General features: G+C 70.6%; 24 protein-coding genes and 4 tRNA genes. 19 read left to right on the top strand and 9 right to left on the bottom strand.

What is annotated here, in order from left to right:
* Window positions 1–74 precede the first annotated feature (74 nt).
* Window positions 75–959 carry a zinc metalloprotease HtpX gene (gene htpX / locus N553_RS0101690; protein ID WP_028045096.1) on the top strand — a complete coding sequence of 295 codons (885 nt, stop codon included), beginning with the start codon at window positions 75–77 and terminating at the stop codon, window positions 957–959.
* A gap of 93 nt (window positions 960–1,052) precedes the next feature.
* On the opposite strand, the gene N553_RS0101685 is transcribed toward htpX, so the two are convergent.
* Window positions 1,053–1,559 (bottom strand): YajQ family cyclic di-GMP-binding protein, encoded by a 507-nt coding sequence (locus N553_RS0101685; RefSeq protein WP_028045095.1) that lies wholly within the window; start codon window positions 1,557–1,559, stop codon window positions 1,053–1,055.
* A gap of 138 nt (window positions 1,560–1,697) precedes the next feature.
* Between N553_RS0101685 and N553_RS0101680 the strand changes: the two genes are divergently transcribed.
* The 6 genes from N553_RS0101680 to N553_RS0101655 all read left to right on the top strand — a co-directional run bounded on the left by N553_RS0101680 (window position 1,698) and on the right by N553_RS0101655 (window position 3,407).
* Window positions 1,698–1,779: transfer RNA gene (locus N553_RS0101680), tRNA-Tyr, on the top strand.
* A gap of 258 nt (window positions 1,780–2,037) precedes the next feature.
* Window positions 2,038–2,110: transfer RNA gene (locus N553_RS0101675), tRNA-Thr, on the top strand.
* Window positions 2,111–2,183: 73 nt separating this feature from the next.
* Window positions 2,184–2,257, top strand: a tRNA-Met gene (locus N553_RS0101670).
* A gap of 81 nt (window positions 2,258–2,338) precedes the next feature.
* The gene (gene rpmG / locus N553_RS0101665; RefSeq protein WP_028045094.1) at window positions 2,339–2,509 is read left to right on the top strand and encodes a 50S ribosomal protein L33; all 171 of its coding nucleotides are present in this window, start codon (window positions 2,339–2,341) and stop codon (window positions 2,507–2,509) included.
* Window positions 2,510–2,529: 20 nt separating this feature from the next.
* A complete protein-coding gene (locus tag N553_RS0101660) occupies window positions 2,530–2,979 on the top strand; it encodes a MaoC family dehydratase N-terminal domain-containing protein (RefSeq protein WP_028045093.1) in 450 nt (149 codons plus the stop codon).
* Window positions 2,976–3,407, top strand: coding sequence for a MaoC/PaaZ C-terminal domain-containing protein (locus tag N553_RS0101655; RefSeq protein ID WP_028045092.1), 432 nt, complete (start codon window positions 2,976–2,978; stop codon window positions 3,405–3,407). The genes N553_RS0101660 and N553_RS0101655 overlap by 4 nt, the downstream gene beginning before the upstream one ends.
* A 31-nt stretch (window positions 3,408–3,438) precedes the next feature.
* Here N553_RS0101655 and N553_RS0101650 read toward each other — a convergent pair whose 3' ends face one another.
* Window positions 3,439–4,503 carry a LacI family DNA-binding transcriptional regulator gene (locus N553_RS0101650; protein WP_028045091.1) on the bottom strand — a complete coding sequence of 355 codons (1,065 nt, stop codon included), beginning with the start codon at window positions 4,501–4,503 and terminating at the stop codon, window positions 3,439–3,441.
* A 254-nt stretch (window positions 4,504–4,757) separates the two neighbouring features.
* Between N553_RS0101650 and N553_RS20575 the strand changes: the two genes are divergently transcribed.
* The 3 genes from N553_RS20575 to N553_RS0101630 all read left to right on the top strand — a co-directional run bounded on the left by N553_RS20575 (window position 4,758) and on the right by N553_RS0101630 (window position 8,500).
* A complete protein-coding gene (locus tag N553_RS20575; protein ID WP_231505131.1) occupies window positions 4,758–6,086 on the top strand; it encodes an MFS transporter in 1,329 nt (442 codons plus the stop codon).
* Window positions 6,087–6,112: 26 nt separating this feature from the next.
* Window positions 6,113–7,336: an MFS transporter gene (locus tag N553_RS0101640; RefSeq protein WP_028045090.1), complete on the top strand. Its 1,224-nt coding sequence runs from the start codon at window positions 6,113–6,115 to the stop codon at window positions 7,334–7,336.
* A gap of 99 nt (window positions 7,337–7,435) precedes the next feature.
* Window positions 7,436–8,500 (top strand): UDP-N-acetylmuramate dehydrogenase, encoded by a 1,065-nt coding sequence (locus tag N553_RS0101630; RefSeq protein ID WP_028045089.1) that lies wholly within the window; start codon window positions 7,436–7,438, stop codon window positions 8,498–8,500.
* On the opposite strand, the gene N553_RS0101625 is transcribed toward N553_RS0101630, so the two are convergent.
* From N553_RS0101625 to N553_RS0101610, 4 genes are all read right to left on the bottom strand, one after another.
* On the bottom strand, window positions 8,490–8,873 hold the full coding sequence (locus tag N553_RS0101625; protein WP_028045088.1) for a GntR family transcriptional regulator: 384 nt from the start codon (window positions 8,871–8,873) through the stop codon (window positions 8,490–8,492). The two genes, N553_RS0101630 and N553_RS0101625, sit on opposite strands and share 11 nt — an antisense overlap.
* The gene (locus tag N553_RS0101620; RefSeq protein WP_028045087.1) at window positions 8,870–9,778 is read right to left on the bottom strand and encodes a hypothetical protein; all 909 of its coding nucleotides are present in this window, start codon (window positions 9,776–9,778) and stop codon (window positions 8,870–8,872) included. The genes N553_RS0101625 and N553_RS0101620 overlap by 4 nt, the downstream gene beginning before the upstream one ends.
* A 129-nt stretch (window positions 9,779–9,907) precedes the next feature.
* Window positions 9,908–10,924, bottom strand: a complete 1,017-nt coding sequence (locus N553_RS0101615) for an adenosine deaminase (protein WP_028045086.1) — start codon at window positions 10,922–10,924, stop codon at window positions 9,908–9,910.
* A 46-nt stretch (window positions 10,925–10,970) separates the two neighbouring features.
* Window positions 10,971–12,194, bottom strand: a complete 1,224-nt coding sequence (locus N553_RS0101610) for a pyridoxal phosphate-dependent aminotransferase (RefSeq protein ID WP_034620459.1) — start codon at window positions 12,192–12,194, stop codon at window positions 10,971–10,973.
* Window positions 12,195–12,447: 253 nt separating this feature from the next.
* Between N553_RS0101610 and N553_RS0101605 the strand changes: the two genes are divergently transcribed.
* The 5 genes from N553_RS0101605 (at window position 12,448) to rplA (ending at window position 15,205) form a co-directional block, all read left to right on the top strand.
* Window positions 12,448–12,520, top strand: a tRNA-Trp gene (locus N553_RS0101605).
* A gap of 129 nt (window positions 12,521–12,649) precedes the next feature.
* A complete protein-coding gene (gene secE / locus N553_RS0101600) occupies window positions 12,650–12,934 on the top strand; it encodes a preprotein translocase subunit SecE (RefSeq protein ID WP_028045084.1) in 285 nt (94 codons plus the stop codon).
* Between the two features lie 91 nt (window positions 12,935–13,025).
* Entirely contained in the window at window positions 13,026–13,886 is an 861-nt protein-coding gene (gene nusG / locus N553_RS0101595; RefSeq protein ID WP_028045083.1) for a transcription termination/antitermination protein NusG, read from the top strand.
* An 82-nt stretch (window positions 13,887–13,968) separates the two neighbouring features.
* The gene (gene rplK, locus N553_RS0101590; RefSeq protein WP_028045082.1) at window positions 13,969–14,400 is read left to right on the top strand and encodes a 50S ribosomal protein L11; all 432 of its coding nucleotides are present in this window, start codon (window positions 13,969–13,971) and stop codon (window positions 14,398–14,400) included.
* Between the two features lie 85 nt (window positions 14,401–14,485).
* Window positions 14,486–15,205 carry a 50S ribosomal protein L1 gene (gene rplA, locus N553_RS0101585; RefSeq protein WP_028045081.1) on the top strand — a complete coding sequence of 240 codons (720 nt, stop codon included), beginning with the start codon at window positions 14,486–14,488 and terminating at the stop codon, window positions 15,203–15,205.
* 62 nt (window positions 15,206–15,267) lie between these two features.
* On the opposite strand, the gene N553_RS0101580 is transcribed toward rplA, so the two are convergent.
* The 3 genes from N553_RS0101580 to N553_RS24025 all read right to left on the bottom strand — a co-directional run bounded on the left by N553_RS0101580 (window position 15,268) and on the right by N553_RS24025 (window position 17,852).
* On the bottom strand, window positions 15,268–15,774 hold the full coding sequence (locus N553_RS0101580) for a hypothetical protein (RefSeq protein ID WP_028045080.1): 507 nt from the start codon (window positions 15,772–15,774) through the stop codon (window positions 15,268–15,270).
* A complete protein-coding gene (locus tag N553_RS0101575; protein ID WP_028045079.1) occupies window positions 15,755–16,384 on the bottom strand; it encodes an RNA polymerase sigma factor in 630 nt (209 codons plus the stop codon). Before N553_RS0101575 ends, N553_RS0101580 begins: the two co-directional genes overlap by 20 nt.
* Before the next feature lie 67 nt (window positions 16,385–16,451).
* Window positions 16,452–17,852 carry a S8 family serine peptidase gene (locus N553_RS24025; RefSeq protein WP_051639742.1) on the bottom strand — a complete coding sequence of 467 codons (1,401 nt, stop codon included), beginning with the start codon at window positions 17,850–17,852 and terminating at the stop codon, window positions 16,452–16,454.
* A gap of 161 nt (window positions 17,853–18,013) precedes the next feature.
* Here N553_RS24025 and N553_RS20565 point away from each other — a divergent pair, with 161 nt between their 5' ends.
* From N553_RS20565 to rpoB, 4 genes are all read left to right on the top strand, one after another.
* Window positions 18,014–20,578: a CHAT domain-containing protein gene (locus tag N553_RS20565; RefSeq protein ID WP_051639741.1), complete on the top strand. Its 2,565-nt coding sequence runs from the start codon at window positions 18,014–18,016 to the stop codon at window positions 20,576–20,578.
* A 292-nt stretch (window positions 20,579–20,870) separates the two neighbouring features.
* The gene (gene rplJ / locus N553_RS0101560) at window positions 20,871–21,404 is read left to right on the top strand and encodes a 50S ribosomal protein L10 (RefSeq protein ID WP_028045078.1); all 534 of its coding nucleotides are present in this window, start codon (window positions 20,871–20,873) and stop codon (window positions 21,402–21,404) included.
* Window positions 21,405–21,488: 84 nt separating this feature from the next.
* The gene (gene rplL / locus N553_RS0101555; RefSeq protein WP_028045077.1) at window positions 21,489–21,878 is read left to right on the top strand and encodes a 50S ribosomal protein L7/L12; all 390 of its coding nucleotides are present in this window, start codon (window positions 21,489–21,491) and stop codon (window positions 21,876–21,878) included.
* A 428-nt stretch (window positions 21,879–22,306) separates the two neighbouring features.
* The gene (rpoB, locus tag N553_RS0101550; protein WP_028045076.1) at window positions 22,307–25,816 is read left to right on the top strand and encodes a DNA-directed RNA polymerase subunit beta; all 3,510 of its coding nucleotides are present in this window, start codon (window positions 22,307–22,309) and stop codon (window positions 25,814–25,816) included.
* The last annotated feature ends 21 nt before the right edge of the window (window positions 25,817–25,837 follow it).

Genomic DNA, 25,837 nt, shown 5'->3' with positions numbered 1-25,837 from the left:
GTCGGACACAGGATACGAGGGAACCCGCACGCGTCCGCGCGCGTTTCAGGATGTGCAGACGAGAGAGGGAGACGATGGGCCACCGGCACTACAACGGGTTGAAGACTGCCGCGCTGTTCGGCGCCATGTGGGCGATCCTGCTGGGGATCGGCTGGCTGCTCGGCGGCGGGACGCCGAAGTTCCTGGTGCTCTTCACCGCCCTCGGCCTTCTCATGACGGCGTACAGCTACTGGAACTCGGACAAGATCGCGATCCGGGCCATGAGGGCCCGGCCGGTGAGCGAGCTCGAGGCACCCGCGATGTACCGGATCGTGCGCGAGCTGTCGACGCAGGCCCGTCAGCCCATGCCGCGCCTGTACATCTCCCCGACCGCAGCCCCGAACGCCTTCGCGACGGGCCGCAACCCGGCGCACGCCGCGGTGTGCTGCACGGAGGGCATCCTCGGGCTTCTCGACGAGCGCGAGCTGCGTGGCGTCCTGGGGCACGAGCTCATGCACGTCTACAACCGCGACATCCTCACGTCCTCGGTGGCCGCAGCCGTGGCCGGCGTCATCACCTCGCTCGCGCAGTTCGCGCTGTTCTTCGGAGGGGGAGGCGACGACCGTGACCGCGGCAACCCGATCGCGGGTCTCCTGCTCGCGCTCCTCGCGCCTGTCGCCGCGATGCTCGTGCAGCTGGCCATCAGCCGGACCCGCGAGTTCGACGCCGACGAGGACGGGGCCACCTTGACCGGCGACCCACTCGCGCTGGCCTCCGCGCTGCGCAAGCTCGAGCACGGCACGCAAGCCCGCCCGCTGCCGCAGGACCGCGAGCTGGTCGACGTCTCGCACCTCATGATCGCCAACCCGTTCAAGGGTGCAGGGATGGGCAAGCTCTTCGCGACGCACCCGCCGATGGCCGAGCGCATCGCCCGCCTGGAGACCCAGGCGAACCAGCAGGGCGGCATCACGCGCTACTGAGAGGGGCCGTGCACGACCGCCGCAACCCGCGACGTCTCAGCCGCAGACCGTGGTGAGCCGGGCTCGCCACGGCCTGCGCCGTCGACACCGGCCTCAGCGGTAGTTGGTGAACTGCAGGTCGGCGTCGACGTCGGCGCCCTTGAGCAGGGCGATGACCGCCTGGAGGTCGTCGCGGCTCTTGCCGGTCACGCGCAGCTCGTCCCCCTGGATCTGGGTCTTGATGCCCTTGGGCCCCTCGTCGCGGACGATCTTGGCCACCTTCTTGGCGGTCTCGCTGGACAGACCCTCCTTGATGAGCGCCTCGAGCCGGTACTCCTTGCCCGACGGCTTGGGCTCGGGGCCGTCGTCGCCACCGGTGTCGAGAGACTTCAGGGAGATGCCGCGGCGGATGAGCTTCGTCTCGAAGACGTCGAGGACAGCAAGCACACGCTCCGAGGAGTTGGCGATCATCAGGATCTTCTCGCCGCTCCACGCGATCGAGGCGCCGACGCCCTTGAAGTCGTACCGCTGGGCGATCTCCTTCGATGCCTGGTTCAGCGCGTTGTCCACCTCCTGGCGGTCGACCTTGCTGACGACGTCGAACGACGCTTCGCTCGCCATGACACTCCTCCTGCTGACTGGCCTCTGGACGCGTGCGTCCGTGACCGTTTCGCTTGCACTACCCGGGTGTTGCTATCCTTCCACCCGCACGCTGCTCGCGCGGCCGCCTCGGCGGTCGACGGACGGCGGGCACACCCCGGCGGGTTACCCGAGTGGCCAAAGGGGGCTGACTGTAAATCAGCTGGCAACGCCTACGGGGGTTCGAATCCCTCACCCGCCACGTGTGTGACAAGACCCCGGACCACTACGGTCCGGGGTCTTGTCGTTCCGGGGCTCGGGGGCACCGCGGTTCCACTGGCTCCGGAGCGCACCGCACAGGCGCTGTCGTCGCGGATGCGGCGCTCAGGCCGACGGTCCGCGCGGACTGCCGGATCGAGGGCGCAGCGTGTCGCGCGTCGCCCGCGCAGGGCCCGCTGAGAGCGGGGTCGCGGCGCCGATTTCGCGACCAGCCCCGGGCCCGTGTAACCTTGCACGCGCTGCCCCGATAGCTCAGTCGGCAGAGCGTCTCCATGGTAAGGAGAAGGTCAAGGGTTCGATTCCCTTTCGGGGCTCTGTGGTGTGTTCGAAGGAAGTGCGGTGCATGACCAGTGCAGGCGCCGCTCTTTCGGAGGTCGCACCGACAGTGGCGGGGTAGCTCAGGTGGTTAGAGCACACGGCTCATAATCGTGGTGTCGCGGGTTCGAGTCCCGCTCCCGCTACCGCCAGGACACAACAGCGCGTCGGCCGGCGCGCAAGACGAGAATCGCAGTGCCCGTGAGGGCGCGAGAGGTGGCAAGACCATGGCCAGCAAGAGCTCGGACGTCCGTCCGAAGATCACGCTCGCGTGCACTGAGTGCAAGGAGCGGAACTACATCACGAAGAAGAACCGTCGGAACGACCCCGACCGTCTCGAGATGAAGAAGTTCTGCCCGCGCGACAACCGTCACACCGTGCACCGCGAGACCCGCTGATCTCGGTTCACCAGACCGGGATGCAGGTCGACACGAGCTACGCGGGACGCGAGTACCCGCCGAACGCGGCCTACGAGGTAGGCCGCGAGAAGCTCCGGGAGTTCGCCGACGCAGTCGGTGCCTCCCACCCCGCCCACACGGATCCGTCGGTGGCGCGTGCGCTCGGTTACCCCGACGTCATCGCGCCGCCGACGTTTGCCGTCGTCGTGGCGCAGCGCGCCGAGGCGCAGCTGTTGGAGGATCCGGCTGCCGGCATCGACTTCAGCCGCGTGGTGCACGCCGACGAGCGGTTCACGCACCATCGCCCCATCCACGCGGGTGACCGTCTCGTCACGGTGCTGCACGTCGACTCGATCACCGTGCGCGCCGGGCTCGCCATGATCACGACGCGCGCGGAGATCGCTGACGAGTCGGGCGAGGCTGTCGCGACCGTCGTCTCGACCCTTGCGGTCCGCCCGGAGGACTCATGACTGACACGGGCACGGGCACGGGCGCGGACCTGACGGTCGGAACCGAGGTCGCGCGTCGCGAGGTCACGGTCGACCGCGCCCGCCTCGTGCGGTACGCGGGTGCCAGTGGCGACTTCAACCCGATCCACTGGAACGCCCGCGTCGCCACGGCCGTCGGCCTGCCCGACGTGATCGCGCACGGCATGTGGACGATGGGCGCCGCAGTCGGCGTCGTGGCCGACTGGCTCGGGGATCCGGGCAGGGTCGTCGACTACCAGGTGCGCTTCACCCGTCCGGTCCCCGTGCCCGACCCTGGTGCCGCGACCGTCGAGGTCGTCGCCGTCGTGGGCGCGCTCGACGCCGACGCGGGGACGGCGCGTATCGACCTGACCGTGAGCGTCGACGGTGCGCGGGTGCTGGGCAAGGCGCAAGCGGTCGTCCGGCTGTAGATCCTGCGGCGCTCCAGTGGGGGCTGCAGGCTCAGACCGTAGGTGCCGGTCCGGTCGTCGTGCCGATCCGCAGCTCGACGGGCAGCTCACGCGCCGCCGGGTGCTCGCCGGCCAGCAGGTCCTCGACCGCATGGCCGATGGCGGCACCCTTCTCGGCCAGCGGCTGCACGACGGTCGTCAGGACGTCAGGTGCCAGCCATGGGAGGTCGAGCCCGTCGAAGCCACTCACCGACACGTCCTGCGGCACCCGCAGGCCGAGCTCTCGTGCGGCCAGGACGACGCCGGACGCGAGCAGGTCCGACTGGCACGCGACCGCGGTCGGTCGGTCGGGCACGTCCAGCAGCGCGAGCCCGGCCGAGCGGCCGTGCTCGACCAGTGATGCCGGGGTCTCATACGTCGCCACGGGGGTGACGCCCGCGTCGGTCACGCCGGCCATGCGTCGTTTCGTGATCTCCCACTCCAGGTGGACCAGGCGGCCTTCGTCGACGAGACCCTCGGAGCGCATCGCGTTGAACGGCAGGGTCACCGTCGCGATGCGGGTGTGTCCCAGGGAGAGCAGGTGCTCCGTGGCCTGCCGGATCCCGCCCCGGTCGTCGATGCCCACCGACGCCACACCGTCGGACCTCTTGCCCTCGACGATCACCGCGGGGATCCCGCGTCGGCGCAGCGCCTCGAGCATCGGGTCGTCGGTGGTGCCGCCCCACAGCAGCACGGCGACGTCCATCGCAGCGGTCTCGACGAGCGGGTCGACCGTCGGTCCCGCCGGGTCGTTGGAGCCGGGGATGAGCAGGACGCCGAGGTCGAGCGGCCCCAGGGTGCTGACCAGACCGTCCAGCACCTGGATGGACACCGGGTCGCGGAAGGAGCGGCCGAGGGAGTCGCCGACGACGACTCCGACGATGCCCGAGCGCCCGCGGCGCAGCTGCCGACCCAGCGGGTTCGGGCCCGAGTAGTCCAGCCGCGTGGCGGCGTCGAGAACCTTCTGCCGGGTGGTCGGCGCGATGGGTCCGGCGCCCGAGAAGGCCAAGGAGGCCGTCGAGACCGAGACGCCTGCCGCCGACGCGACGTCGGCCAGCGTGGGGCGGGTCGAGGACAGGGCAAGACCTCCCGGAACGGGTAGGGCAGGGGGCCTTCGAGCAGGCCTTCGAGCACAGCAGAGCTCGAATCTGTTTGACGCAGCGGCAAGCGTACCCGCAGACTGACGGCATCCCTCAAATCGATTCGACCGATGCGAGCGCCCGCCGATCAAATCGATTCGACCGGGAATCAGGACAGACCGCACCACCCCATCGCGACCACCGTCTCGGAGCCTTCGTGAGTCACCCCGCCCGCCCCGGGCTACCGTCCGCCGTGAGTCGAGCCCGCTGGCTCCTCATGGGTCTGTTCGCCCTCACCGGGATCATCTTCTCCAGCTGGCTCGCCCGGATCCCGAGCGTGCGCGACCTGCTTGACCTGTCGACCGGCGAGCTCGGGCTGATGCTCCTGATCGGGTCGCTCGGAGCGCTGCTCACGGTGACGTTCGCCGGAGTCGTGGTGCAGCGGTTCGGCAGCCGCACGTCCCTGCTCCTGTCCACCGCGGTGCTCGCCGTGGGCTACGTGCTCATGGGCGTCGGCCCCACGGTCGGGTCGGTGCCGCTCCTCGGTGTCGGCATCTTCCTGAACGGCGTGGCGATCGCGCTCGGCAACGTTCCGCTGAACGTCGAGTCGGCGAGGATCGAGCGCGCCATGGGGCGCACGGTGATCCCGCAGTTCCATGCGGCGTTCTCGATCGGTGCCGTCACTGGGTCAGCGATCGGTGCGCTCGCGTCTCACTTCGACGTCTCGGTCGCTCTGCAGTTCTCGCTCGTCGCAGCCGTCGCGGTCGCGTGGCGGCTCGGTTCGCTGCGTGGCGCCGTGCTCGACGACGCTCCGGGGGACCGACCGCGCCCGATCGGCATCCCGGTGGCCGCGGGTGTCGCGCAGGTGCCGGCCGGACGTCGTCGCAGGATCGCCAGCGCACTCGACTCCTGGCGTGAGCCGCGCACGCTGCTCATCGGTGTGGTCGTCATGGCCGCGGCGCTCTCCGAGGGCTCGGCCAACGACTGGCTCTCGCTCGCGGTCGTGGACGGCTTCGCGGAGCCCGAGGCCGTCGGTGCAGCGATGCTCGGTGTCTTCGTCGGCGCGATGACGCTCGTCCGTCTCCTGGGCACCCGCCTGATCGACCGGTTCGGCCGTGTGGTCGTCCTGCGTGCCTCAGGCTCCGTCGCGCTCGTCGGGCTCGTGCTCTTCGGGTTCGCCCCGACGCTGCCGCTCGCGGGCGCAGGAGTGGTCCTGTGGGGCTTCGGCGCCGCACTCGCCGTGCCGATCGGCATCGCGGCCGCATCCGACGACCCGTTGCGCGCGGCCGGCCGGGTCGCGGTCGTCTCCTCGTTCGCGTCCGTGGCGTCCATCGCCGCACCCCCGCTGCTCGGCATCGCGGCCGCGGCGACCGGCGCCCGGCACGCTCTCGTCCTCATCACCGTCGCGATGGTGGCGAGCGTCCTCCTTGCCCACCGGGTCGCACCCGAGTCGCCCGACGGGATCGAGCCGCGCGTCGAGCCCAGCGACGCCGTGTCCGACGACCTCGCCCTCGACCGGGTGTCCCGGCACGTCGTCCGGAGGCCGCGCGTGCGGCGTCGCCGGCCGGTGCGTGTGCCGTGAGCGGGCCGGTGCAGGACGATCGAGCCGTGACGAACTCCCACGCGCGCCTCGTCGAGCGCGCCTCGGTAGCGGTGTTCGTCGTCTTCTTCCTGAACGGCTTCAACTTCGCGACGTGGGCGGCGCGCCTGCCCGCCATCCGTGACGGCCTCGACTTCTCGCCGGCGCAGATGGGCGCCCTGCTGCTCGTCGGCGCGGTCGGGTCGCTGGTGGCCCTGCCCCTCTCCGGGATGGTGGTCGAGAGGCTCGGTGCGCGTCGGACCGTGTTCGCGTTCGCGGTCCTGAACGCCGTGGGGCTCGTCATCGCGTCCGTCGGCGTCGCGTTCGGACAGGTGCTCGTCGTCGGCTTCGGTCTGGTCCTCTTCGGCATCGGCACGAGCGTCTGGGACGCGGCGATGAACCTCGAGGGCGCAGCCGTCGAGCAGCACCTCGGGCGCACGATCATGCCGCGCTACCACGCCGGGTTCTCGTTCGGCACCGTCGCTGCGGCCGGTCTGGCGGCGGTCATGGCCTGGCTGCACGTTCCTGTGGTCGTGCACGTCCCCATCGCCGTGGTCGCCTCGGTCGTCGTCGTGGGGCTCGTCGTGCGCAGGTTCCTGACGCCGGCCGACGAGGCCGCGGTCGCGCACGAGGACGCACCCGAGAAGGGCGCGCGGGGCGCTCTGGCCGCCTGGCTCGAGCCGCGCACCCTGCTGATCGGTCTCATCGTGCTGGCCGCCGGGCTGACCGAAGGGTCCGCCAACGACTGGGTCAGCCTCGCAGTCGTCGACGGGTTCAGCACCGGCGAGGCGTTGGGCGCACTGGCCTTCGGGGTGTTCGTCGCTGCCATGACGTCGATGCGCTGGTTCGGCGTCGCGCTGCTCGACCGGCGCGGCCGGGTGGTCGTCCTGCGGGTGTGTGCCGTGCTCTCGCTGGTCGGCCTCCTGGTGTTCGCGCTCGCCGGCCCGCTCTGGCTCGCCCTCGTGGGCGTCGTGGCGTGGGGCGCGGGTGCCGCGTTCGGGTTCCCGGTCGGGCTCAGTGCCGCGGCCGACGACCCGCGAAGGGCGCCGGCTCGGGTCAGCGTCGTCGCGACCATCGGCTACAGCGCGTTCCTCGCGGGGCCGCCGCTCATCGGGCTGCTCGCGCAGCACGTCGGCTACCGGCACGCGCTCCTCGTCGTCATCGTGCCGATTGCGCTGGGCCTCTGCGTCGTGGGCGCGGCCGCCCCCTTGCGGGTCGGTGCCCCGGACGAGGCCCCGACTCCGCGGGACTAACCTGAGCGCGTGCAGACCGAGCTGAGCACTGCCGACTGTTCCCCGGCGAGCGTCCCTCCGACGATCGTCTGGCCGACGGTCCGTTCGAGCGCGACGACGATGGCCGAGCTGACCACGCTGCGCGTGGGCGGACCGGCCGCGCGGTACGTCGAGACATCCACCGAGGCCGAGCTGCTCGACGTCGTGCGCGCGGCGGACGCCGGCGGCGAGGCGCTGCTCGTGGTCGGCGGAGGGTCGAACCTGCTGGTCTCCGACGCGGGGTTCGAGGGCGTCGTCGTGCGCGACGTACGGTCCGGCGTCGAGGTGCCCGATGCCTCGGCGTGCGCCGGCGCGACGCTCACCGTGCCCGCGGGAACGCCCTGGGACGACGTCGTGCGCTACGCCGTCGAGCAGGAGCTCACCGGGATCGAGGCGCTGTCCGGCATCCCTGGGTCCACGGGGGCGACGCCGGTCCAGAACGTCGGCGCGTACGGCCAGGAGGTGGCGCAGACCATCTCGCTCGTTCGCGTGTGGGACCGCGCGCGCGCCCGCGTCCGGACGCTGCCTCTGGTCACCCTGGCTTTCGGGTACCGCACCTCGCTGCTCAAGCGGTCGATGCACGGACCGGACGGCACCGATCCGCAGGCTCCGTGGTCGCCGACCCCGCGCTACGTCGTCCTGGACGTGACGTTCCAGCTGCGCCCGGGCGACCTGTCACGCCCCGTCACCTACCCGGAGCTCGCACGCACGCTCGGGATCGCCGTGGGGGAGCGCGCTCCGCTGGCCGAGGTCCGTTCGGCGGTCCTCGGGCTGCGCGCCGGCAAGGGCATGGTGCTCGACCCGGCGGACCACGACACGTGGAGCGCGGGCTCGTTCTTCACCAACCCGCTGCTGACACCCGGCCAGGCGGACGCGCTCCCGGCGGACGCCCCCCGGTTCCCGGCGGCGGACGGGCTGGTCAAGACGAGCGCCGCGTGGCTCATCGACCGTGCCGGTTTCGCCCGTGGCTTCGGTGCGCCGGGACGGGCGACGCTCTCGACCAAGCACACGCTCGCGCTCACCAACCGGGGCGGGGCGACGGCCGAGGACCTGCTGTCCGTAGCCCGCGAGGTCCGCTCGGGAGTCGTCTCGACGTTCGGCGTCACTCTTGAGCCGGAGCCCGTCCTGGTGGGCGTCAGCCTGTGACGTCCGCAGGTGTGCCGATCAGCGCGCCGTGCACCAGGACCAGCGCCTCGTCGTCACTCAGCCCCACGGCGCGGACGGCCGCCACGTAGGTCTGCGCAGCCCGCCGCGCGACGTCCGTCGGTACCGAGGCCCCGGCGGCGATGACCGTCCCGGCGCGGCGGCGCGTCTCGACGACGCCCTCGGCCTCGAGCTCGTGGAACGCCCGCGCCACGGTCCCGGCGGCGAGCCCCAGGTCGGTCGCCAGAGCGCGGATGGTGGGCAGCCGGTCCCCGGCGACGAGTCGCCCCGCGGCGACGTGCGCGACCACCTGCGACCGGATCTGCTCGAACGCCGGGACCCCGGACGTGACGTCGACCTCCAGGTGCGGCCTCATACGGCGACCGTCGCTCGAACTCGTGCCGCCGTCGGGCCGGCCTTGTCGACCGACCCGCGCACCGCCACGACCGCGGCCGCGACCGGGATCAGCACCGCGGTCAGGGCGCAGAGGGCGGCGACGGTCGTGGACGTCCCGGGACCGAGGGCGTCCGCCCAGCGGGGCTCGACGCCGCGGACGGCGTTGGACGCGATGTAGAGGCAGCCCGCGAGAGTCCACGCGACGACCAGCTGCACCCCAGCGAGCACGCGTCGCAACGAGGTACGGCGCAGCGCGAGGTCGACCTCGTCCGACGTGTCGCTGACCGCGGGCCGGCGCACGACCAGAACGAGCACCACCCCGGTCAGGAGCAGCAGGACCAGCAGGGTCGAGGCGATGGGCAACCCGTAGTACCAGCCAGGGAATGGGCTGGAGCGATTCAGCGTGCCCGCTGTGCGCGAGTACGACAAGGACCGGCCGTCCTGGCCCCCGGCGGCGCCGCAGGTCAGCAGCAGCGCGGCCAGCAGGCCGACCCAGACGGCGGTCAGGATCGAGAGCGCGCGCGGGAGGAGGTCGCGCAGCCGCCGGCGCACCAGCGGTGCCCGGCGCAGCGCCCCGACGGGCCGCGGCCAGGTCAGCTCTCCGAAGCCGCTGACCAGCAGGAAGGCGATCCCCGCGACGCCGGGCAGGGTCCCGAGCAGAACGCCGCCCTGGCTCCAGCCGTGCGTGAACGGGCCGACGATCACGAGCACCGGCACCAGGAGGAGCACGGCCCAGGCGACGGTCATGACGCGGCGTCCGTGCTGCTCGGCGGCGAGCCAGGCCTCCGACGGGCTCTGTGGTCCCTCGGTGCGGACCGGCCGCAACGCCCACCCCACACCTAGGCCGACGAGCAGGACGAGCAGGAGCGGTACTGCGGCAGACATGGGACTCCCTGTATCAATGAACCAACTGATTGATACATTGCATCTGGAATGCAGTCACCGTCAAGTGGGCGGGCGCAGCGAGCAGGTCAGCGCCGTTCGACGGGAGAGGTGCCGGCATGGAGGGGTCGCTCAGGACTCCAACCAGGCGTCGACGCCCGCGAGCAGCGTCGTCTTCACCGCGTCCGACGCGCGGCTGGCGTGGATCGACGACCGCGCGAGCGAAGCCAGCTCCTCGTCGGAGAACCCATGGACCTCACGCGCGATCGTGTACTGGTCGACGAGCCGCGACCGGAACAACAGGGGGTCGTCGGCGCCGAGCGCGATGCTGGCACCGGCGTCCACCAGTGCCCGCAGCGGCACGTCGGCCGCCGAGCGGTACACGCCGAGCGACACGTTCGAGGCGGGGCACAGCTCGAGCGCGATCCCGGACGACACCACACGGTCGAGCACACGCGGGTCCTCCGCAGACCGGACGCCGTGCCCGAGGCGGTCAGGGCGCAGGTGGTCGAGGACGTCCTCGACGTGTGCGGGCCCGAGCAGCTCGCCGCCGTGCGGCACGGAGGCGAGCCCGGCGTCACGGGCGATGCCGAACGCGTGCGCGAACTCGGCGGTCTCGCCGCGGCGCTCGTCGTTCGAGAGCCCGAAGCCGACCACCTGACCGGGGCCGTCGCCCGCGTGGTGCGCGGCTAGGCGCGCAAGGATCCGCGCGTCGAGCGGGTGCCGCAGCCGGGACGCCGCGACGATCACGCCGACGTCGATGCGGTGCGCGGCAGATGCTTGCCGGGCGGCGTCGAGGACGATCTCCAGCGCTGGCGTCAGGCCGCCGACGAACGGCGCGTACGACGTGGGGTCCACCTGGATCTCGAGCCGTCCGGAGCCCTCGGCGGCATCGTCGCACGCGGCCTCGTCGACGATCCGGCGCATGTCGGCCTCCGACCGCACGCACGCCCGCGCGGCGTCGTAGAGCCGCTGGAACCGGAACCAACCGCGCTCGTCGGCCGGAACCTGCAGCGGGTCGTCGTCGAGCAGGGCGTCCGGGAGGTGCAGCCCGTGGGCCTCGGCCAGGTCGGCGAGCGTGGAGACACGCATCGACCCGGTGAAGTGGAGGTGGAGATGGGCCTTGGGAAGGGTCGCCAGGTCTCGCACGCGGTCAGTCTGTCAGCCGACGACGGAACCCCGCGCAGCGGACCGGCTACGCGAGCAGTGCCTGGATGCGGCTGATCCCCTCGATGAGGTCGTCGTCGCCGAGCGCGTAGGACAGGCGCAGGTACCCGCTGGGTCCGAACGCCTCGCCGGGCACGACTGCGACCTCCGCCTGCTCGAGGATCAGCGTGGCCAGCTCCGCCGACGTGGTCGGGGTGACGCCGCGGATCGTGCGCCCGAGCATGCCCTGCACCGACGGGTACACGTAGAACGCACCCTGCGGGACGGGGACCTCGAAGCCGTCGATGACGCTGAGCATCTCGACGATCAGGCGACGTCGCCGGTCGAAGGCGTGCCGCATCTCCTCGACCGCGGCGAGGTCGTCGGTCAGGGCCGCGATCGCCGCGCGCTGCGACACGTTGGCCACGTTGGAGGTCAGGTGTGACTGCAGGTTGGTCGCCGCGGTGATCACGTCGGCAGGCCCGATCATCCAGCCCACCCGCCAGCCGGTCATCGCGTAGGTCTTCGCGACGCCGTTCAGGACGATGGTCGTGTCAGCGAGCTCCGGAACCACGCGGACGATGGGCGTGAACACGGCGTGGTCGTAGGTCAGGTGCTCGTAGATCTCGTCGGTGATGACCCAGATCCCGTGCTCGAGCGCCCACCGCCCGATCGCGGCCGTCTGCTCAGGGGAGTAGACCGCACCCGTGGGGTTCGAGGGTGAGCAGAACAGGAGTGCCTTGGTCTTGGGGGTCCGCGCGGCCTCGAGCTGCTCGACGGTGACCAGGTAGGCCTGGTCGGCGCCGGCGAACACCTCGACCGGGACGCCACCAGCCAGCCGGATCGCCTCCGGGTAGGTGGTCCAGTAGGGCGCGGGGAGCAGGATCTCGTCGCCCGGGTCGACGATCGCTGCGAACGCCTGGTAAACGGCCTGCTTGCCTCCGTTGGTGACCAGCACCTGCGACGGCTGGACCGTGTAGCCGGAGTCGCGCAGCGTCTTGGCGGCGACGGCCTCCCGCAGCGCGGGGAGCCCCGCCGCGGGGGTGTACCGGTGGTTCGCCGGGTCCTTCGCCGCCGCGATGGCCGCGTCGACGATGTACCCGGGTGTAGGGAAGTCGGGCTCCCCGGCGCCGAAGCCGATGACCGGCCGCCCGGCGGCCTTGAGGGCCTTCGCCTTGGCGTCGACCGCGAGCGTCGCCGACTCGGCGATCGCGGACAGTCGGGCGGACACGCGTGGACGGGGGGAGGACGTCTGCTCGCTCACGGCCCCCATAGTGGCAGAGGTCACGTAGGGGTGTGCACCCGCATGTCACCGTCTGTCGCCGGACGGAGCGAGTTCGACCCAGTCGTCCCCGTCGCGTACAGTGGATCTCCGGCGGTTGACATCCGCCATGATGAGCCGTGCCCCGGTGAGTCGAGCGTGCATCTGCAAGTGCCGCTCTGAAGTGCATCGGGAGCTCGCGGACCCCCTGCGGGTGGTGTCCGTCGGTGCGCGCGCGGGGCGTCATGGTGGTCGAGGCCTCCGAAGGGTAGTGGCGCAATTGGTAGCGCAGCGGTCTCCAAAACCGCAGGTTGCAGGTTCGAGTCCTGTCTACCCTGCGCAACGTTCGGCCCCTCACGGGGCAGGACGGTGAGCAGGACCGCCGGTCGGTCCGGCGCGACGCGTCGGCCCGTCCGATCGTCGGGTTCCGTACGGACCCCGACCACCACGAGACGTAGGGGCCAGACGTGAGCGAGACAGCACCGGCTGCGGCGTCCGACGCCGGGGGTTCGGCGGCGCGTCCGTCGTCCAAGCCTGCCCGCAAGGGCAAGGAGCGTCCCGGACTGTTCGCCCGGATCGCGTTGTTCTTCCGTCAGGTCCTGGGCGAGCTCAAGAAGGTCGTCCGTCCGACGCGGTCGGACCTGGTGACCTACACGGGCGTCGTCCTGGTGTTCGTTGCCGTGATCATGGCGTTCGTCACCGTGGTCGACCTCGCGGTCGGAAAGCTCACGTTCTGGGTCTTCGGGGGCTGACGCCCGCCGTTCCCGCAGTCGCCTCGCCCAGGTGGGGCGCTCACAGTTCCGGCACGCCGGGGCGCATTCGCTAGAGAAGGCAGGTTCGCACGTGTCGCAGGAGTCGCAGGAGCCCACGACGGGCGCCGAGATTGAGCTCGACGACGCCCTCGCGTCGGTCGAGGCCGTCGAGGCATCGGCCGGGGACGCCGAGGGTGTCGAGCTCGACGACGCCACCGAGAGCGACGAGGCCGACGCCGAGGTCGAGGCCGACGCGGTCGACGCCGACGACGAGACCGACGGCGTCGAGGCCGACGCGGTCGACGCCGACGACGAGGCCGAGCCCGAGGACGACGCCGAGCCCGATGTCGACGAGGACCCGGTCGCGGCGTTCAAGGCGCAGCTTCGCAGCCAGCTCGGTGACTGGTACGTCATCCACTCCTACGCGGGCTACGAGAACCGCGTGAAGGCCAACCTGGAGAACCGTCGCCAGAGCCTGAACATGGAGGACTTCATCTACGCGGTGGAGGTCCCCATGGAAGAGGTCGTGGAGATCAAGAACGCGCAGCGCAAGGTCGTCAAGCGCGTCCGGATCCCCGGCTACGTCCTGGTGCGCATGGACCTGACCGACGAGTCGTGGGGCGCCGTCCGGCACACGCCGGGCGTCACCGGGTTCGTGGGGCACACCCACCAGCCCGTGCCGCTGACGCTCGACGAGGTCTTCTCCATGCTCGCGCCGGCGCTCGAGCCCAAGACGCCGACGACCGCCGCGAGTGCAGCCAAGGCCGCCTCGCAGATCAAGGTCGACTTCACCGTCGGCGAGTCGGTCACGGTCACCGACGGCCCGTTCGACACCTTGCCGGCGACGATCTCGGAGATCAGCGCCGAGAACCAGAAGCTCAAGGTGCTCGTCTCCATCTTCGGCCGGGAGACCCCGGTCGAGCTGTCCTTCAGCCAGGTCGCCAAGATCTGACTGGATGCCCGTCCGACGGACGGGTCCTGCAACCGGGTCATCGCCCACGGCGTCGGCCCACAACACGAAACGGAAGTTGAGCATGCCCCCGAAGAAGAAGGTCACCGGCCTCATCAAGCTCCAGATCAAGGCCGGCGCCGCAACGCCCGCGCCGCCGATCGGTCCGGCGCTGGGTCAGCACGGCGTCAACATCATGGAGTTCTGCAAGGCGTACAACGCGGCCACCGAGGCGCAGCGCGGCAACGTCATCCCCGTGGAGATCACGGTGTACGAGGACCGCTCGTTCACCTTCATCACTAAGACGCCGCCGGCCGCCGAGCTCATCAAGAAGGCCGCCGGTGTGGCCAAGGGTTCGCCCACGCCCCACACCGTCAAGGTCGCCTCGCTGACCAAGGCGCAGATCACCGAGATCGCGAGCACCAAGCTCGAGGACCTCAACGCGAACGACCTGGCCGCGGCCGAGAAGATCATCGCCGGCACCGCCCGGTCGATGGGCATCACGGTCCAGGGCTGAGCTAGCACCACCCCGGCACCACCCCCAGTGGCAGGGCCATGTGCGGCCCGACAGACCACGACTGCTCACAAGGAGAACCAAGCAGATGGCAAAGCACAGCAAGGCGTACCGCAACGCCGCCGAGAAGATCGAGGAGGGCAACCTCTACAGCCCCCTCGAGGCTGTCCGGCTCGCGCAGGCGACGTCGACCACCAAGTACGACGCGACCGTCGAGGTCGCGTTCCGCCTCGGCGTGGACCCGCGCAAGGCGGACCAGATGGTCCGTGGCACGGTCAACCTGCCCCACGGCACCGGCAAGACCGCCCGTGTCATCGTCTTCGCGACGGGTGAGCGTGCCGAGCAGGCCCGCGCCGCCGGCGCCGACGAGGTCGGTGGCGACGAGCTGATCGACAAGGTCGCAGGCGGCTGGACCGACTTCGACTCCGCCGTCGCGACGCCTGACCTCATGGGCAAGGTCGGTCGACTCGGAAAGGTCCTCGGCCCGCGCGGTCTCATGCCGAACCCGAAGACCGGCACCGTGACGATGGACGTGGCCAAGGCCGTGTCCGACATCAAGGGCGGCAAGATCGAGTTCCGCGTGGACCGTCACGCGAACCTGCACTTCATCATCGGCAAGACGTCGTTCAGCGACGTCCAGCTGGTGGAGAACTACGCCGCAGCGCTCGACGAGGTCCTGCGCCTGAAGCCGTCGTCCTCGAAGGGTCGCTACATCGCCAAGGCGACGTTCTCGACCACGAACGGACCCGGCATCCTGGTCGACCAGAACAAGACGCGGAACCTCACCTCCGAGGACGACGCAGCCTGACGCTGGCAGCACGTACGACGAAGGCCCCGGTCGGATGACCGGGGCCTTCGTTCGTTCGACGGTCAGTAGGGAAGCCACTGCGTGACGCAGGCGCCCTCTCCGTTGCTGCACTCCAGCCGCAGCGGTCCGTCGGGGCGTACGTCGAAACGGAAGTAGCCGACGTCGTCGGTGTCGACCGATCCGACGTCGCCGGTGGGCGTCCGCAGCGTGACGTGCCCGGGACGCGGCGGGATGAGCTGCCCCTCGATCGAGGCGGCCTCGACCTCGACCTCGACGCTCAGGGCGTCGCCCTCGAAGACGAGGGTGCGCGACGAGCCGCCCGAGCGGTCACGGACGCCGGCGGGTACGTCGACCGCGCCGGAGTCGTAGACGAGCTCGAGCAGCAGCAGGTCCATCTCCAGCCCTGCCCTGGCCTCGACCATCCCGCGGTGGGCGCGGAACGCCAGGTCGGCGCTCGCCAGGACCCGGTCGTAGAGATCGGACTGTGCGACGGCGGTCACCAGGTCAGACCCGAGAGCGTCGTCGTCGGCCCACGGCGTGCGGGCGTGGTCATCCGAGTGCGAGAACATCGCGGCCTCCTTCTCCTGCTGCGGGAGCCGTCCAGGCAGCCACATAGTTCTTGATCGCGGTCGTCTCGCGTAGCCGTGCCAGGCCGCGGCCCCGGGTGGGACCGATCGAGCCGATGGGTACGCCGAGCTTCTCGGCGATCTCGGCGTAGCTCAGCGGCGGGTCCACCGAGAGCATGAGAAGGACCTCCCGTTGGTGGAGGGGAAGCTCCGCGAGACCCTCCCGAAGCGCCCTCTCGCGCTCCACCAGCAGCATCTGCTCGTCGAGGTTCGACTCGTCCGCGCCGTCGAGCCGGCCACCCTGGGGGTCGACCGGCACGGTACGGCGGTTGAGGTTGGTGACGCGGATGCACTCGTGCCGCGCCGTGGTCGCGATCCAGCCGGGGAGGGCGTGCGGGTCGCGGAGCTTCTCGAGGTTCTCGAGCAGGTTGAGCCAGACGGTCTGAGCGACGTCCTCCGCCTGGTGCGGTGTCAGCCGGAACTGTCGCACCCGCGCGATGACGGCGGGTGCGTGACGGCGCACGATCTCGGTCCAGGCCCCCTGGTCGCCGTTGAGCGCACCTGTGACCAGCGCCGGCGCATCCCACGCGCGGTACGGGTCGTCGTTGTCCACGTTCGCATCCCTTCGACGGTCGACGTGGAAGCCATCATGTCGTGTGTGCCACAGCGTGCCCAGCACCTCACACCCCCGGCAGGATCGTGAACGTCTGGCCGAAGTCGGGAAGAGGGTTGCCGGACGCCAGCAGCTGGACGTAGGCCTCCCGGGCACCGAGCCCACGCTCGTGCATGAGACGCGCGATCGCGCCGGCCACCTGTGGTGCGGCGAACGACGTGCCGCTCCACCGGGCGAAGGCATCCTCGGGAAACGTCTCGGGGTCCGGCGCGAAGTCGGGCGACTGCACGCCCGCGACGAACGGCGACAGGATCCCCTCACCGATCGCGGAGCAGTCCACCCACCACCCCCTGCTGGAGAACACGCTCGGCCGGAGGTCCGCGGTCAGCGACCCGACCGAGACGACGCGCCGGAATGCCGCCGGCCACACCGGCGTCGTGTCACCGAAGTTGCCGGCCGCGGCCACGACGAGCACCTCGCGCTTCCGTGCGATCTCGATCTCCCGGACGACGTCGAGCGCCGCGGCGAGGGCCAGCGACGGCTGGTCGTACTGGGTCTGGGTCCCGAGCGAGAGGTTGACCACGTCCGCGCCGTCACGGACCGCGCGGATCAGGGCACACGCGACCTCGATCTCGCTGCCCGTGCCCGCGGTGCTCAGGGCGCGGTAGACCTCGATGTCGGCGGTGGGTGCGACCTGCGCGACGACGCCGCTGACGAACGTGCCGTGCCCTGCCGAGAAGTCGAGGAACCCGTCGTCGGGCGTGTTGTCGAGCGGGTCGACGTTGTTCTCGTCCGCGTGCGTCGTCGGGACGTCGGAGCGGCGCTCGATCCCGGTCAGCCAGCCGTCGCCCCGGATGGTGCCGTCGATGCCGGTGTCGACGACGGCGACCTTTGCACCGCTGCCGTCGCCGGTCGGGTGCGTGCCGTACTCCTCGAACGTGCCGATGGTGGGAACGGACGTGCCGTGCGGCTTCAGGATCCCTGCCAGCGGCGTGACGTGGGTCAGGGAGGCGGCGGCACCGCGGCGGCGCAGCTCGTCGACGGCGTCCTCGAGGTACCCCGGTCGCACGGTGCCCGTGGTGACCAGCCGGACGAGGCGGTCCTCCAGGTCGGGGCAGCCGACCTCGACCCGTTCCAGGCGACGCCGGGCGAGATAGCCCCGGATGGCAGGGTCTTCCCACGACCTCGCGGTCACCAGCAGCTCGCCGCCCAGCACGAGGGTCTCCTGCCCGTTGCTGGTCTCCAGCGCGTCGAGCTCGACACCGCGACGGGTGGACCAGCGCCCGCGGATCGTGCCGTTCATCCGCCGCCGCACACTGGGGTCGACGTGGCGCTGGAACAGGTCATCGACCTGCCGGCGCACCTGCAGCTGTACGCGCGGGTCGACGTCCCCGGCTCCCTGCTGGGAGGCGTAGTCCGTGCCGAATGGTCGGCCCGGTGTCTGCGGGTCGTCCGAGAAAACACTCACGTCTGCTCCTTCACGTTCCGTCTAGACTTCGGAAGATGTGCCCGCAAGGGGTCGACGCCGGTACGACGACTCCACACGACGATCCCTTCGCACTGTCAGAGAGCCGAGATGCACTCCTGATACATGTGCGTGCGCTTCTTGCTGCCGCGGACGAGGATCCCGTGTCCGTCGAGACGCAGGCCGCGGCCGCGGTGGTCGCCGCGCGGCGGCGCAAGGACCCCGAGATCCTGTGCCTGAGCCTGCGAGTGCTCGCGATGGCTCGCCGGACGCGACTGGACGACCTCGGTGCGCGCCGGTTGCTCAACGAGGCGGTGCGCGTCGCTCGTCGCCATGACCTGCACTCGGTGGCTGCCGGCGCGCTCGTCACGCGTGCGACGGTCCTCCAAGAGCTCGGCCGGGTCAATGGCTCGGCGCGCGACCTCGATTTGGCGCTCGCCGCGATCGGGCGTGCGGCGGACGTCGACACCGGCGAACGCAGGAGGTTGCTCGACCGGATCCTCGTGTCACGAGCCGTCGTGGCACAGCACGCAGGAATGCCCGCCGAGGCCGAGACGCGCTACCGGGCGCTGCTGGCCAGTGGGGTGAGCTCGGAGTTCATCGGCAGGCTCGTGCACAACAACCTTGCGCTCGTGCTGGCCGAGCGAGGGGCATACCACGAGGCCCTCGAGCAGGCGGACGCCGCGGTCGCGATGTCGGCCAACGCGCCGGGATTCCTCGGAGCGGTGTTGCAGACGCGTGGCTGGATCGCGGTCCGGGCCGGACGCCTGTCGCAGGGACTGCTGGACTTCGAGCGGTCGGCCCAGGTGCAGACGGACGCAGACATGCCGCTGGGCGAGTACTACTACGAGTACGCCGACGCCATGGTGGATCTGCGGCTGCTGCCCGAGGCTGCGTCTGCGGCCGGGCGCGCCGTCGAGGAGCTTGTCGCGATGGGCAGCGCCCTCATGGCGACGGAGGCGAAGCTCCGGCTCGCGCGCATCTCGCTGCTCCTGGGCGACGTGGAGGCAGCCCGGGACCTGGCCGACGCCGCGACAGCCGAGGCCCGGCGCCAGCGCCGTGCGGGTTGGCGGGACAAGGCGGTGGTGATCGGTGTAGAGGCACGTCTGCGCGCCGGAACGGCGGGGGTGAGCGAGCTGCGAGCGGCACGTCGAGCAGCAGCGAACCTCGAGCGTGCCGAGCACCTGCACAGCGCCGTCGAGGCGTACCTGGTCGCCGGGCGGGTCGCATTGCACGTCGACCGTCCCCGTGACGCAGTACCGGCCCTCGAACGTGCCCACGAGCTCGGTCGGCAGGGTCAGGTCCTGCTTCGGCTGCACGCCCGGCTGGCCGCTGCGCTCGCGGACAGGGCGAGGCTTCGCTCCGCGTCGGCACTCGTCCAGTGCCGTGCGGGACTGCGCGACCTCGCGGTGCACCGCTCGAGCCTGCCCACGATCGAGCTGCGTGCCCTGGCATCCGGTCACGGGGCCGAGCTCGGCGAGATCGGCCTCGGCATCGTGCTGGAGACCGGCTCTCCCGCCGAGACGCTGGCCTGGATGGAACGCACGCGCGCGGCGGCGCTCACCGCGCGGTTCCCGCGCACGGCAGACAGCGTGGACCAGCGACCGCCGTACGTGCATGAGACGGACGCCTCGAGCACCGGTCGCTCGGTCGCGACGGCCGAGGGCGCGGACGGCGACCGGCTTCGTACCGCGGAGTGGGCGCGCTCGGTCGAGCCCGTCGTGGACGGTGCGGGCGACCGGCGCCCGATCGGGTTGACCGCGCTGCGTGCCGAGCTCGAGGGGCGCACGCTCGTCGAGCTCGGCACGCACCAAGGAAGGCTCGTCGCCGTCGTGGTGGAACCGAGGCGGGCCCGGGTGGTCGAGCTCGGCGCCGCTGCCGACGTCCAGGACGAGCTGCGTCCCCTGCTGTTCGCCCTCCGACGGTTGGCCAACCCACGGACTCCGGAAGCCGCCGGAGCGGCCCGTGCGAGCGCGGACCTGCGTATCGCCCGGCTGCGCTCGATGCTCGTCGCGCCGCTCGGTGTGGGTGCGGAGGACGAGCTCGTCGTGGTGCCGGTGGGACTGCTGCACGCCGTGCCGTGGTCGTGCATGCACGACGGGCCGCTGACCCAGGCGCCCTCAGCGACCGTCTGGGTCCGCACCCGCCGGGCAGCGGTCGTCCGAGGCGGCAACGGAGGGACCGTGCTCGTCGCCGGCCCGGGTCTCGAGGGCGCACGCGAAGAGGTCGACGCCCTCACGGACCTCCACCCGGGGGCGGCGGTTCTCGACCCGGACTCCGGAACGGCGGCAGCGGTCGTGGCCGCGCTCGGGAGCGCGGACCTCGCCCACCTCGCCTGCCACGGCTCACCGCGCGCCGACAACCCCATGTTCTCCTCCCTGCTGCTCGCCGACGGCCCGGTGACGGTCCAGGAGCTGCATCGCGCCGGAGTCGCACCGCACCGCCTGGTCCTGGCCTCCTGCCACTCGGGTGCCGACGTCGCCTACCTCGGCGACGAGGTGCTCGGGTTCGTGTCCGCGATGCTCGCGCAGGGCACCGCGGGGGTCGTCGCGAGCATCGCCGCCGTGCCCGACGTGGCCGCGGTCGACCTCATGCTCGAGCTGCACCGCGGCCTGCGAGCGGGCCAGACGTTCGCTCACGCGCTGCACGCGGCCCGCGGACGCATCGACCGCGACAGCCCCGAGGGGTTCGTCAACTGGTGCACGTTCAGCGCGCACGGGGCAGCCTGAGCGGCCGCGGACAGCTGGTGCTCCGGGTCCGGAGCCGGACCGATTTGGCCGTCACGCACGCGTGACGTACGCTGGGGGCATCCAAAGACCGCCGGTCGTCGACCGTCGTGCGCCCACGCAGTGAGCGAACGTCGATCGCCCGAAGTCCCGCAGCATGCGGAGGCCAGCGCAGGTGAGAGTTCTCGAAGGGTCTCGTGCGCAAGCCGAGCCTGACGCCGAGCCCCGCGCCTGCGCGGGGCTCTTTCGTTTGTGGGGCGTGACGACCGGTGGCACCACCATCGGAAGGATTGCCATGGCGAGGCCGGACAAGGCAGCCGCTGTCGCAGAGCTCACGGACCTGTTCCGCGAGTCCAACGCGGCCGTGCTGACCGAGTACCGCGGGCTCACCGTTGCTCAGCTCAAGAAGCTGCGCAAGGCGCTCAGCGGCAACGCAACGTACTCCGTGGTGAAGAACACGCTGACCGCGATCGCGGCCAAGGATGCCGGCCTCGAGGGCCTCGACGACGCGCTTGCCGGCCCGTCGGCGATCGCCTTCGTCTCCGGTGACCCGGTCGAGGCGGCCAAGGGTCTGCGTGACTTCGCCAAGGCGAACCCCGCACTGGTCATCAAGGGCGGTGTCCTCGACGGACGCGCCCTGACCGCTGCGGACGTCACCAAGCTCGCGGACCTCGAGTCCCGTGAGGTTCTGCTGGGCAAGGCGGCAGGCGTGTTCAAGGCCAAGCTCTACCAGGCGGCCTACATGTTCACCGCTCCCGCCGCTCAGGCTGCACGCACCGTCGACGCGCTCCGGCTCAAGCTGGACGAGTCGGCCGAGGTCGCTGCCTGAGCCATCCCGGCACAGGCTCTTCACACCCCCCCGCCCAGGTAGGCCGCAGAGGCCGCCAGGCATCGAACGGAAGGAACCGCCATCATGGCGAAGCTCACCACCACCGAGCTCATCGACGCGTTCAAGGAGCTCTCCCTCATCGAGCTCTCCGAGTTCGTGAAGGCCTTCGAGGAGGTCTTCGAGGTCACCGCTGCTGCCCCCGTCGCCGTTGCCGCGCCGGCCGGCGCCGGTGGCGCCGCTGAGGCCGCCGTCGAGGAGGAGAAGGACTCGTTCGACGTCGTTCTCGAGGCCGCCGGTGACAAGAAGATCCAGGTCATCAAGGAGGTGCGCGTCCTGACGTCCCTCGGTCTGAAGGAGGCCAAGGACCTCGTTGACGCCGCCCCCAAGGCCGTCCTGGAGGGTGTCGCCAAGGACGCCGCCGAGAAGGCCAAGGAGACCCTCGAGGCTGCTGGCGCCACCGTCACGCTCAAGTGATCTGACCTCCGGTTCATCCGGAGATCCGACGAGGCCCGTACCCCTGTGGGGTGCGGGCCTCGTTGCTGCCCTGCGGAGCCTGAGGGGAGGCTTCTCCACAGACCGACTTTCGTCCTGACCGTGAGGTGTGCCACCATGTGCGCGGCGCCAACGTCGTCGCCACGTGCAGCAGAGCGGCTGACACGGACCGGACGCCTCGCGGCTGTCGGCCACGAAAGTGGCCAGCGCCAGGAGGGGTCGATTGCGGGTGGACTTTACCCGTGCGGATGAGTATGCTAGCGCTTTGCGCTGGCCTGTGCCCGCGATCCCGTATAACCCGAGCCCACCCTCGTCGTTCGTACACGACGTGGCAGGCTCGCCGGCCGGGGGATCGTGCCTAGTCAGGACCAGCGCAGCGTGCACTCGATCCGCTGGGAAGGACCCCTCTTTTGGCTGCCTCGCGCACCCCTTCTGCTCCGACCGCCGACGCCATCGCGAACCGCACCGCATCTCGTCGTATCTCTTTCGCCAAGATCCACGAGCCCCTCGAGGTCCCGGACCTCCTGGGTCTGCAGACCGAGAGCTTCGACTGGCTCCTCGGCAACGAGAAGTGGCAGGCCCGCGTGGCCAAGGCCCTCGAGAACGGCCGGCAGGACGTTCCCGAGACCGCAGGTCTCGAGGAGATCTTCGAGGAGATCTCCCCGATCGAGGACTTCGGCGGCTCCATGTCGCTGTCCTTCCGCGAGCACCGCTTCGAGCCGCCCAAGTACACGGCCGAGGAGTGCAAGGAGAAGGACTTCACCTTCGCCGCCCCGCTGTTCGTCACGGCGGAGTTCGTCAACTACACGACCGGTGAGATCAAGAGCCAGACGGTCTTCATGGGCGACTTCCCGCTCATGACCGAGCGCGGCACCTTCATCATCAACGGCACCGAGCGCGTGGTCGTCTCGCAGCTCGTCCGTTCGCCCGGCGTGTACTTCGAGCGCACGGCCGACAAGACGTCCGACAAGGACGTCCTCACGGCCAAGGTCATCCCGAGCCGTGGCGCCTGGCTCGAGTTCGAGATCGACAAGCGCGACAACGTCGGCGTGCGCGTCGACCGCAAGCGCAAGCAGAACGCCACCGTGCTGCTCAAGGCCCTCGGCATGTCGGACGCGGAGATCCGCGAGGAGTTCGCCGCCTACCCGGCGGTCATCGACACGCTCGACAAGGACCACGTCCAGACGCAGGACGAGGCCCTGCTCGACCTCTACCGCAAGATCCGCCCGGGCGAGCCGCCCACGGTCGAGGCCGGTCGCGCGCTCATCGAGAACTTCTACTTCAACCCGAAGCGCTACGACCTTGCCAAGGTCGGCCGCTACAAGCTGAACAAGAAGCTCGGGGAGGATGTCCCGCTGGCCGACTCGGTGCTCTCGCGTGACGACATCGTCGCGACGATCAAGTACCTCGCGTCGCTGCACATCGACCTGCCCACGCTGCCCGGCCGCCGCGGCGGCGAGGCGATCGAGCTGCGCGTCGAGACCGACGACATCGACCACTTCGGCAACCGTCGCATCCGTGCGGTCGGCGAGCTCATCCAGAACCAGGTCCGCACGGGCCTGTCCCGGATGGAGCGCGTCGTGCGCGAGCGCATGACGACGCAGGACGTCGAGGCGATCACGCCGCAGACCCTGATCAACATCCGCCCCGTGGTGGCGTCGATCAAGGAGTTCTTCGGCACCTCGCAGCTGTCGCAGTTCATGGACCAGAACAACCCCCTCGCGGGTCTGACGCACAAGCGTCGCCTGTCCGCGCTGGGCCCGGGTGGTCTGTCCCGTGACCGTGCCGGCATGGAGGTCCGTGACGTCCACCCGTCGCACTACGGCCGCATGTGCCCGATCGAGACCCCTGAGGGCCCGAACATCGGCCTCATCGGCTCGCTCGCGACGTACGGGCGGATCAACCCGTTCGGCTTCGTCGAGACCCCGTACCGCAAGGTCATCAAGGGCAAGGTCTCCGACGAGGTCCACTACCTGACCGCCGACGACGAGGACCGCCACGTCATCGCGCAGGCCAACGCCCCGCTCAAGGCGAACGGTGCCTTCGAGGAGGACCGCGTCCTGGTCCGCGTCAAGGGCGGCGAGATCGAGTACGTCGCCGGCGAGGCCGTCGACTACATGGACGTCTCCCCGCGCCAGATGGTGTCGGTGGCCACGGCCCTGATCCCGTTCCTCGAGCACGACGACGCCAACCGTGCCCTCATGGGTGCCAACATGCAGCGCCAGGCCGTTCCGCTGGTCCGTTCCGAGGCCCCGCTCGTGGGTACCGGCATGGAGCGGCGTGCGGCGATCGACGCGGGCGACGTCATCGTCGCGACGAAGCCGGGTGTCGTCACCGAGGTGTCGGCCGACCTGATCGTCGTGGCCAACGACGACGGCACCACGTCGACGCACCGCGTCGCCAAGTTCCGTCGCTCCAACCAGGGCACCAGCTACAACCAGCGCGTGCTGGTGGACACCGGCGCGCGCGTCGAGGTCAACTCGGTGCTCGCGGACGGCCCCGCCACGGACGAGGGCGAGCTCGCGCTCGGCCGTAACCTGCTGGTGGCGTTCATGTCCTGGGAGGGTCACAACTACGAGGACGCGATCATCCTGTCGCAGCGTCTCGTGCAGGACGACGTGCTCTCCTCGATCCACATCGAGGAGCACGAGGTCGACGCACGCGACACCAAGCTCGGCCCGGAGGAGATCACGCGGGACATCCCCAACGTCTCCGAGGAGGTCCTCGCGGACCTCGACGAGCGCGGGATCATCCGCATCGGTGCCGAGGTCGGCGCCGGCGACATCCTCGTCGGCAAGGTCACGCCCAAGGGCGAGACCGAGCTGACCCCCGAGGAGCGGCTGCTCCGCGCGATCTTCGGTGAGAAGGCGCGCGAGGTCCGCGACACGTCGCTCAAGGTGCCGCACGGCGAGTCCGGCACGGTCATCGAGGTCCGCACGTTCAGCCGTGAGGACGGCGACGAGCTGCCCGCCGGCGTCAACGAGCTGGTCCGCGTGTACATCGCGCAGCGCCGCAAGATCACGGACGGCGACAAGCTCGCCGGCCGTCACGGCAACAAGGGCGTCATCTCCAAGATCCTGCCCGTCGAGGACATGCCGTTCCTCGCGGACGGGACCGCGGTCGACGTCGTCCTGAACCCGCTCGGTGTTCCCGGCCGCATGAACGTCGGCCAGGTGCTCGAGACGCACCTCGGCTGGGTGGCCAAGCAGGGCTGGGACATCGAGATCGCCGAGGGCGACGACCTGTCCTGGCGCGACGGCGTCCCCGCGATCGCGGCGAAGTCGCCGGCCGGCAACCCGGTCGCGACCCCCGTGTTCGACGGCGTGCCCGAGACGACCCTGACCGGTCTGCTGTCCTCGACGCTGCCCAACCGCGACGGTGTCCGCACCGTCGGCGGCGACGGCAAGGCCCACCTCTTCGACGGCCGCTCCGGCGAGCCGTTCCCGGAGCCGGTGGCCGTCGGCTACATGTACATCCTCAAGCTGCACCACCTTGTGGACGACAAGATCCACGCTCGCTCGACCGGCCCGTACTCGATGATCACGCAGCAGCCGCTGGGTGGTAAGGCGCAGTTCGGTGGCCAGCGGTTCGGCGAGATGGAGGTGTGGGCCCTGGAGGCGTACGGCGCTGCCTACACGCTGCAGGAGCTCCTCACCATCAAGTCGGACGACGTCCCCGGACGCGTCAAGGTGTACGAGGCGATCGTCAAGGGGGAGAACATCCCCGACTCGGGCATCCCGGAGTCCTTCAAGGTCCTCCTCAAGGAGATGCAGTCGCTCTGCCTGAACGTGGAGGTGCTCTCCTCGGACGGCGTCTCCATCGACATGAAGGAGAACGACGACGAGGTCTACCGCGCAGCGGAGGAGCTCGGCATCGACCTGTCGCGACGCCCGAACGCCAGCAGCATCGAAGAGATCTGACGTCGAGCCCCGCCGCCCTTC

Source organism: Cellulomonas sp. URHE0023 (assembly GCF_000688475.1).
Taxonomy (GTDB): Bacteria; Actinomycetota; Actinomycetes; order Actinomycetales; family Cellulomonadaceae; genus Cellulomonas.
The sequence above is the reverse complement of the archived record's forward strand: the minus strand, read 5'-3'. Positions and strand labels throughout refer to the sequence as shown.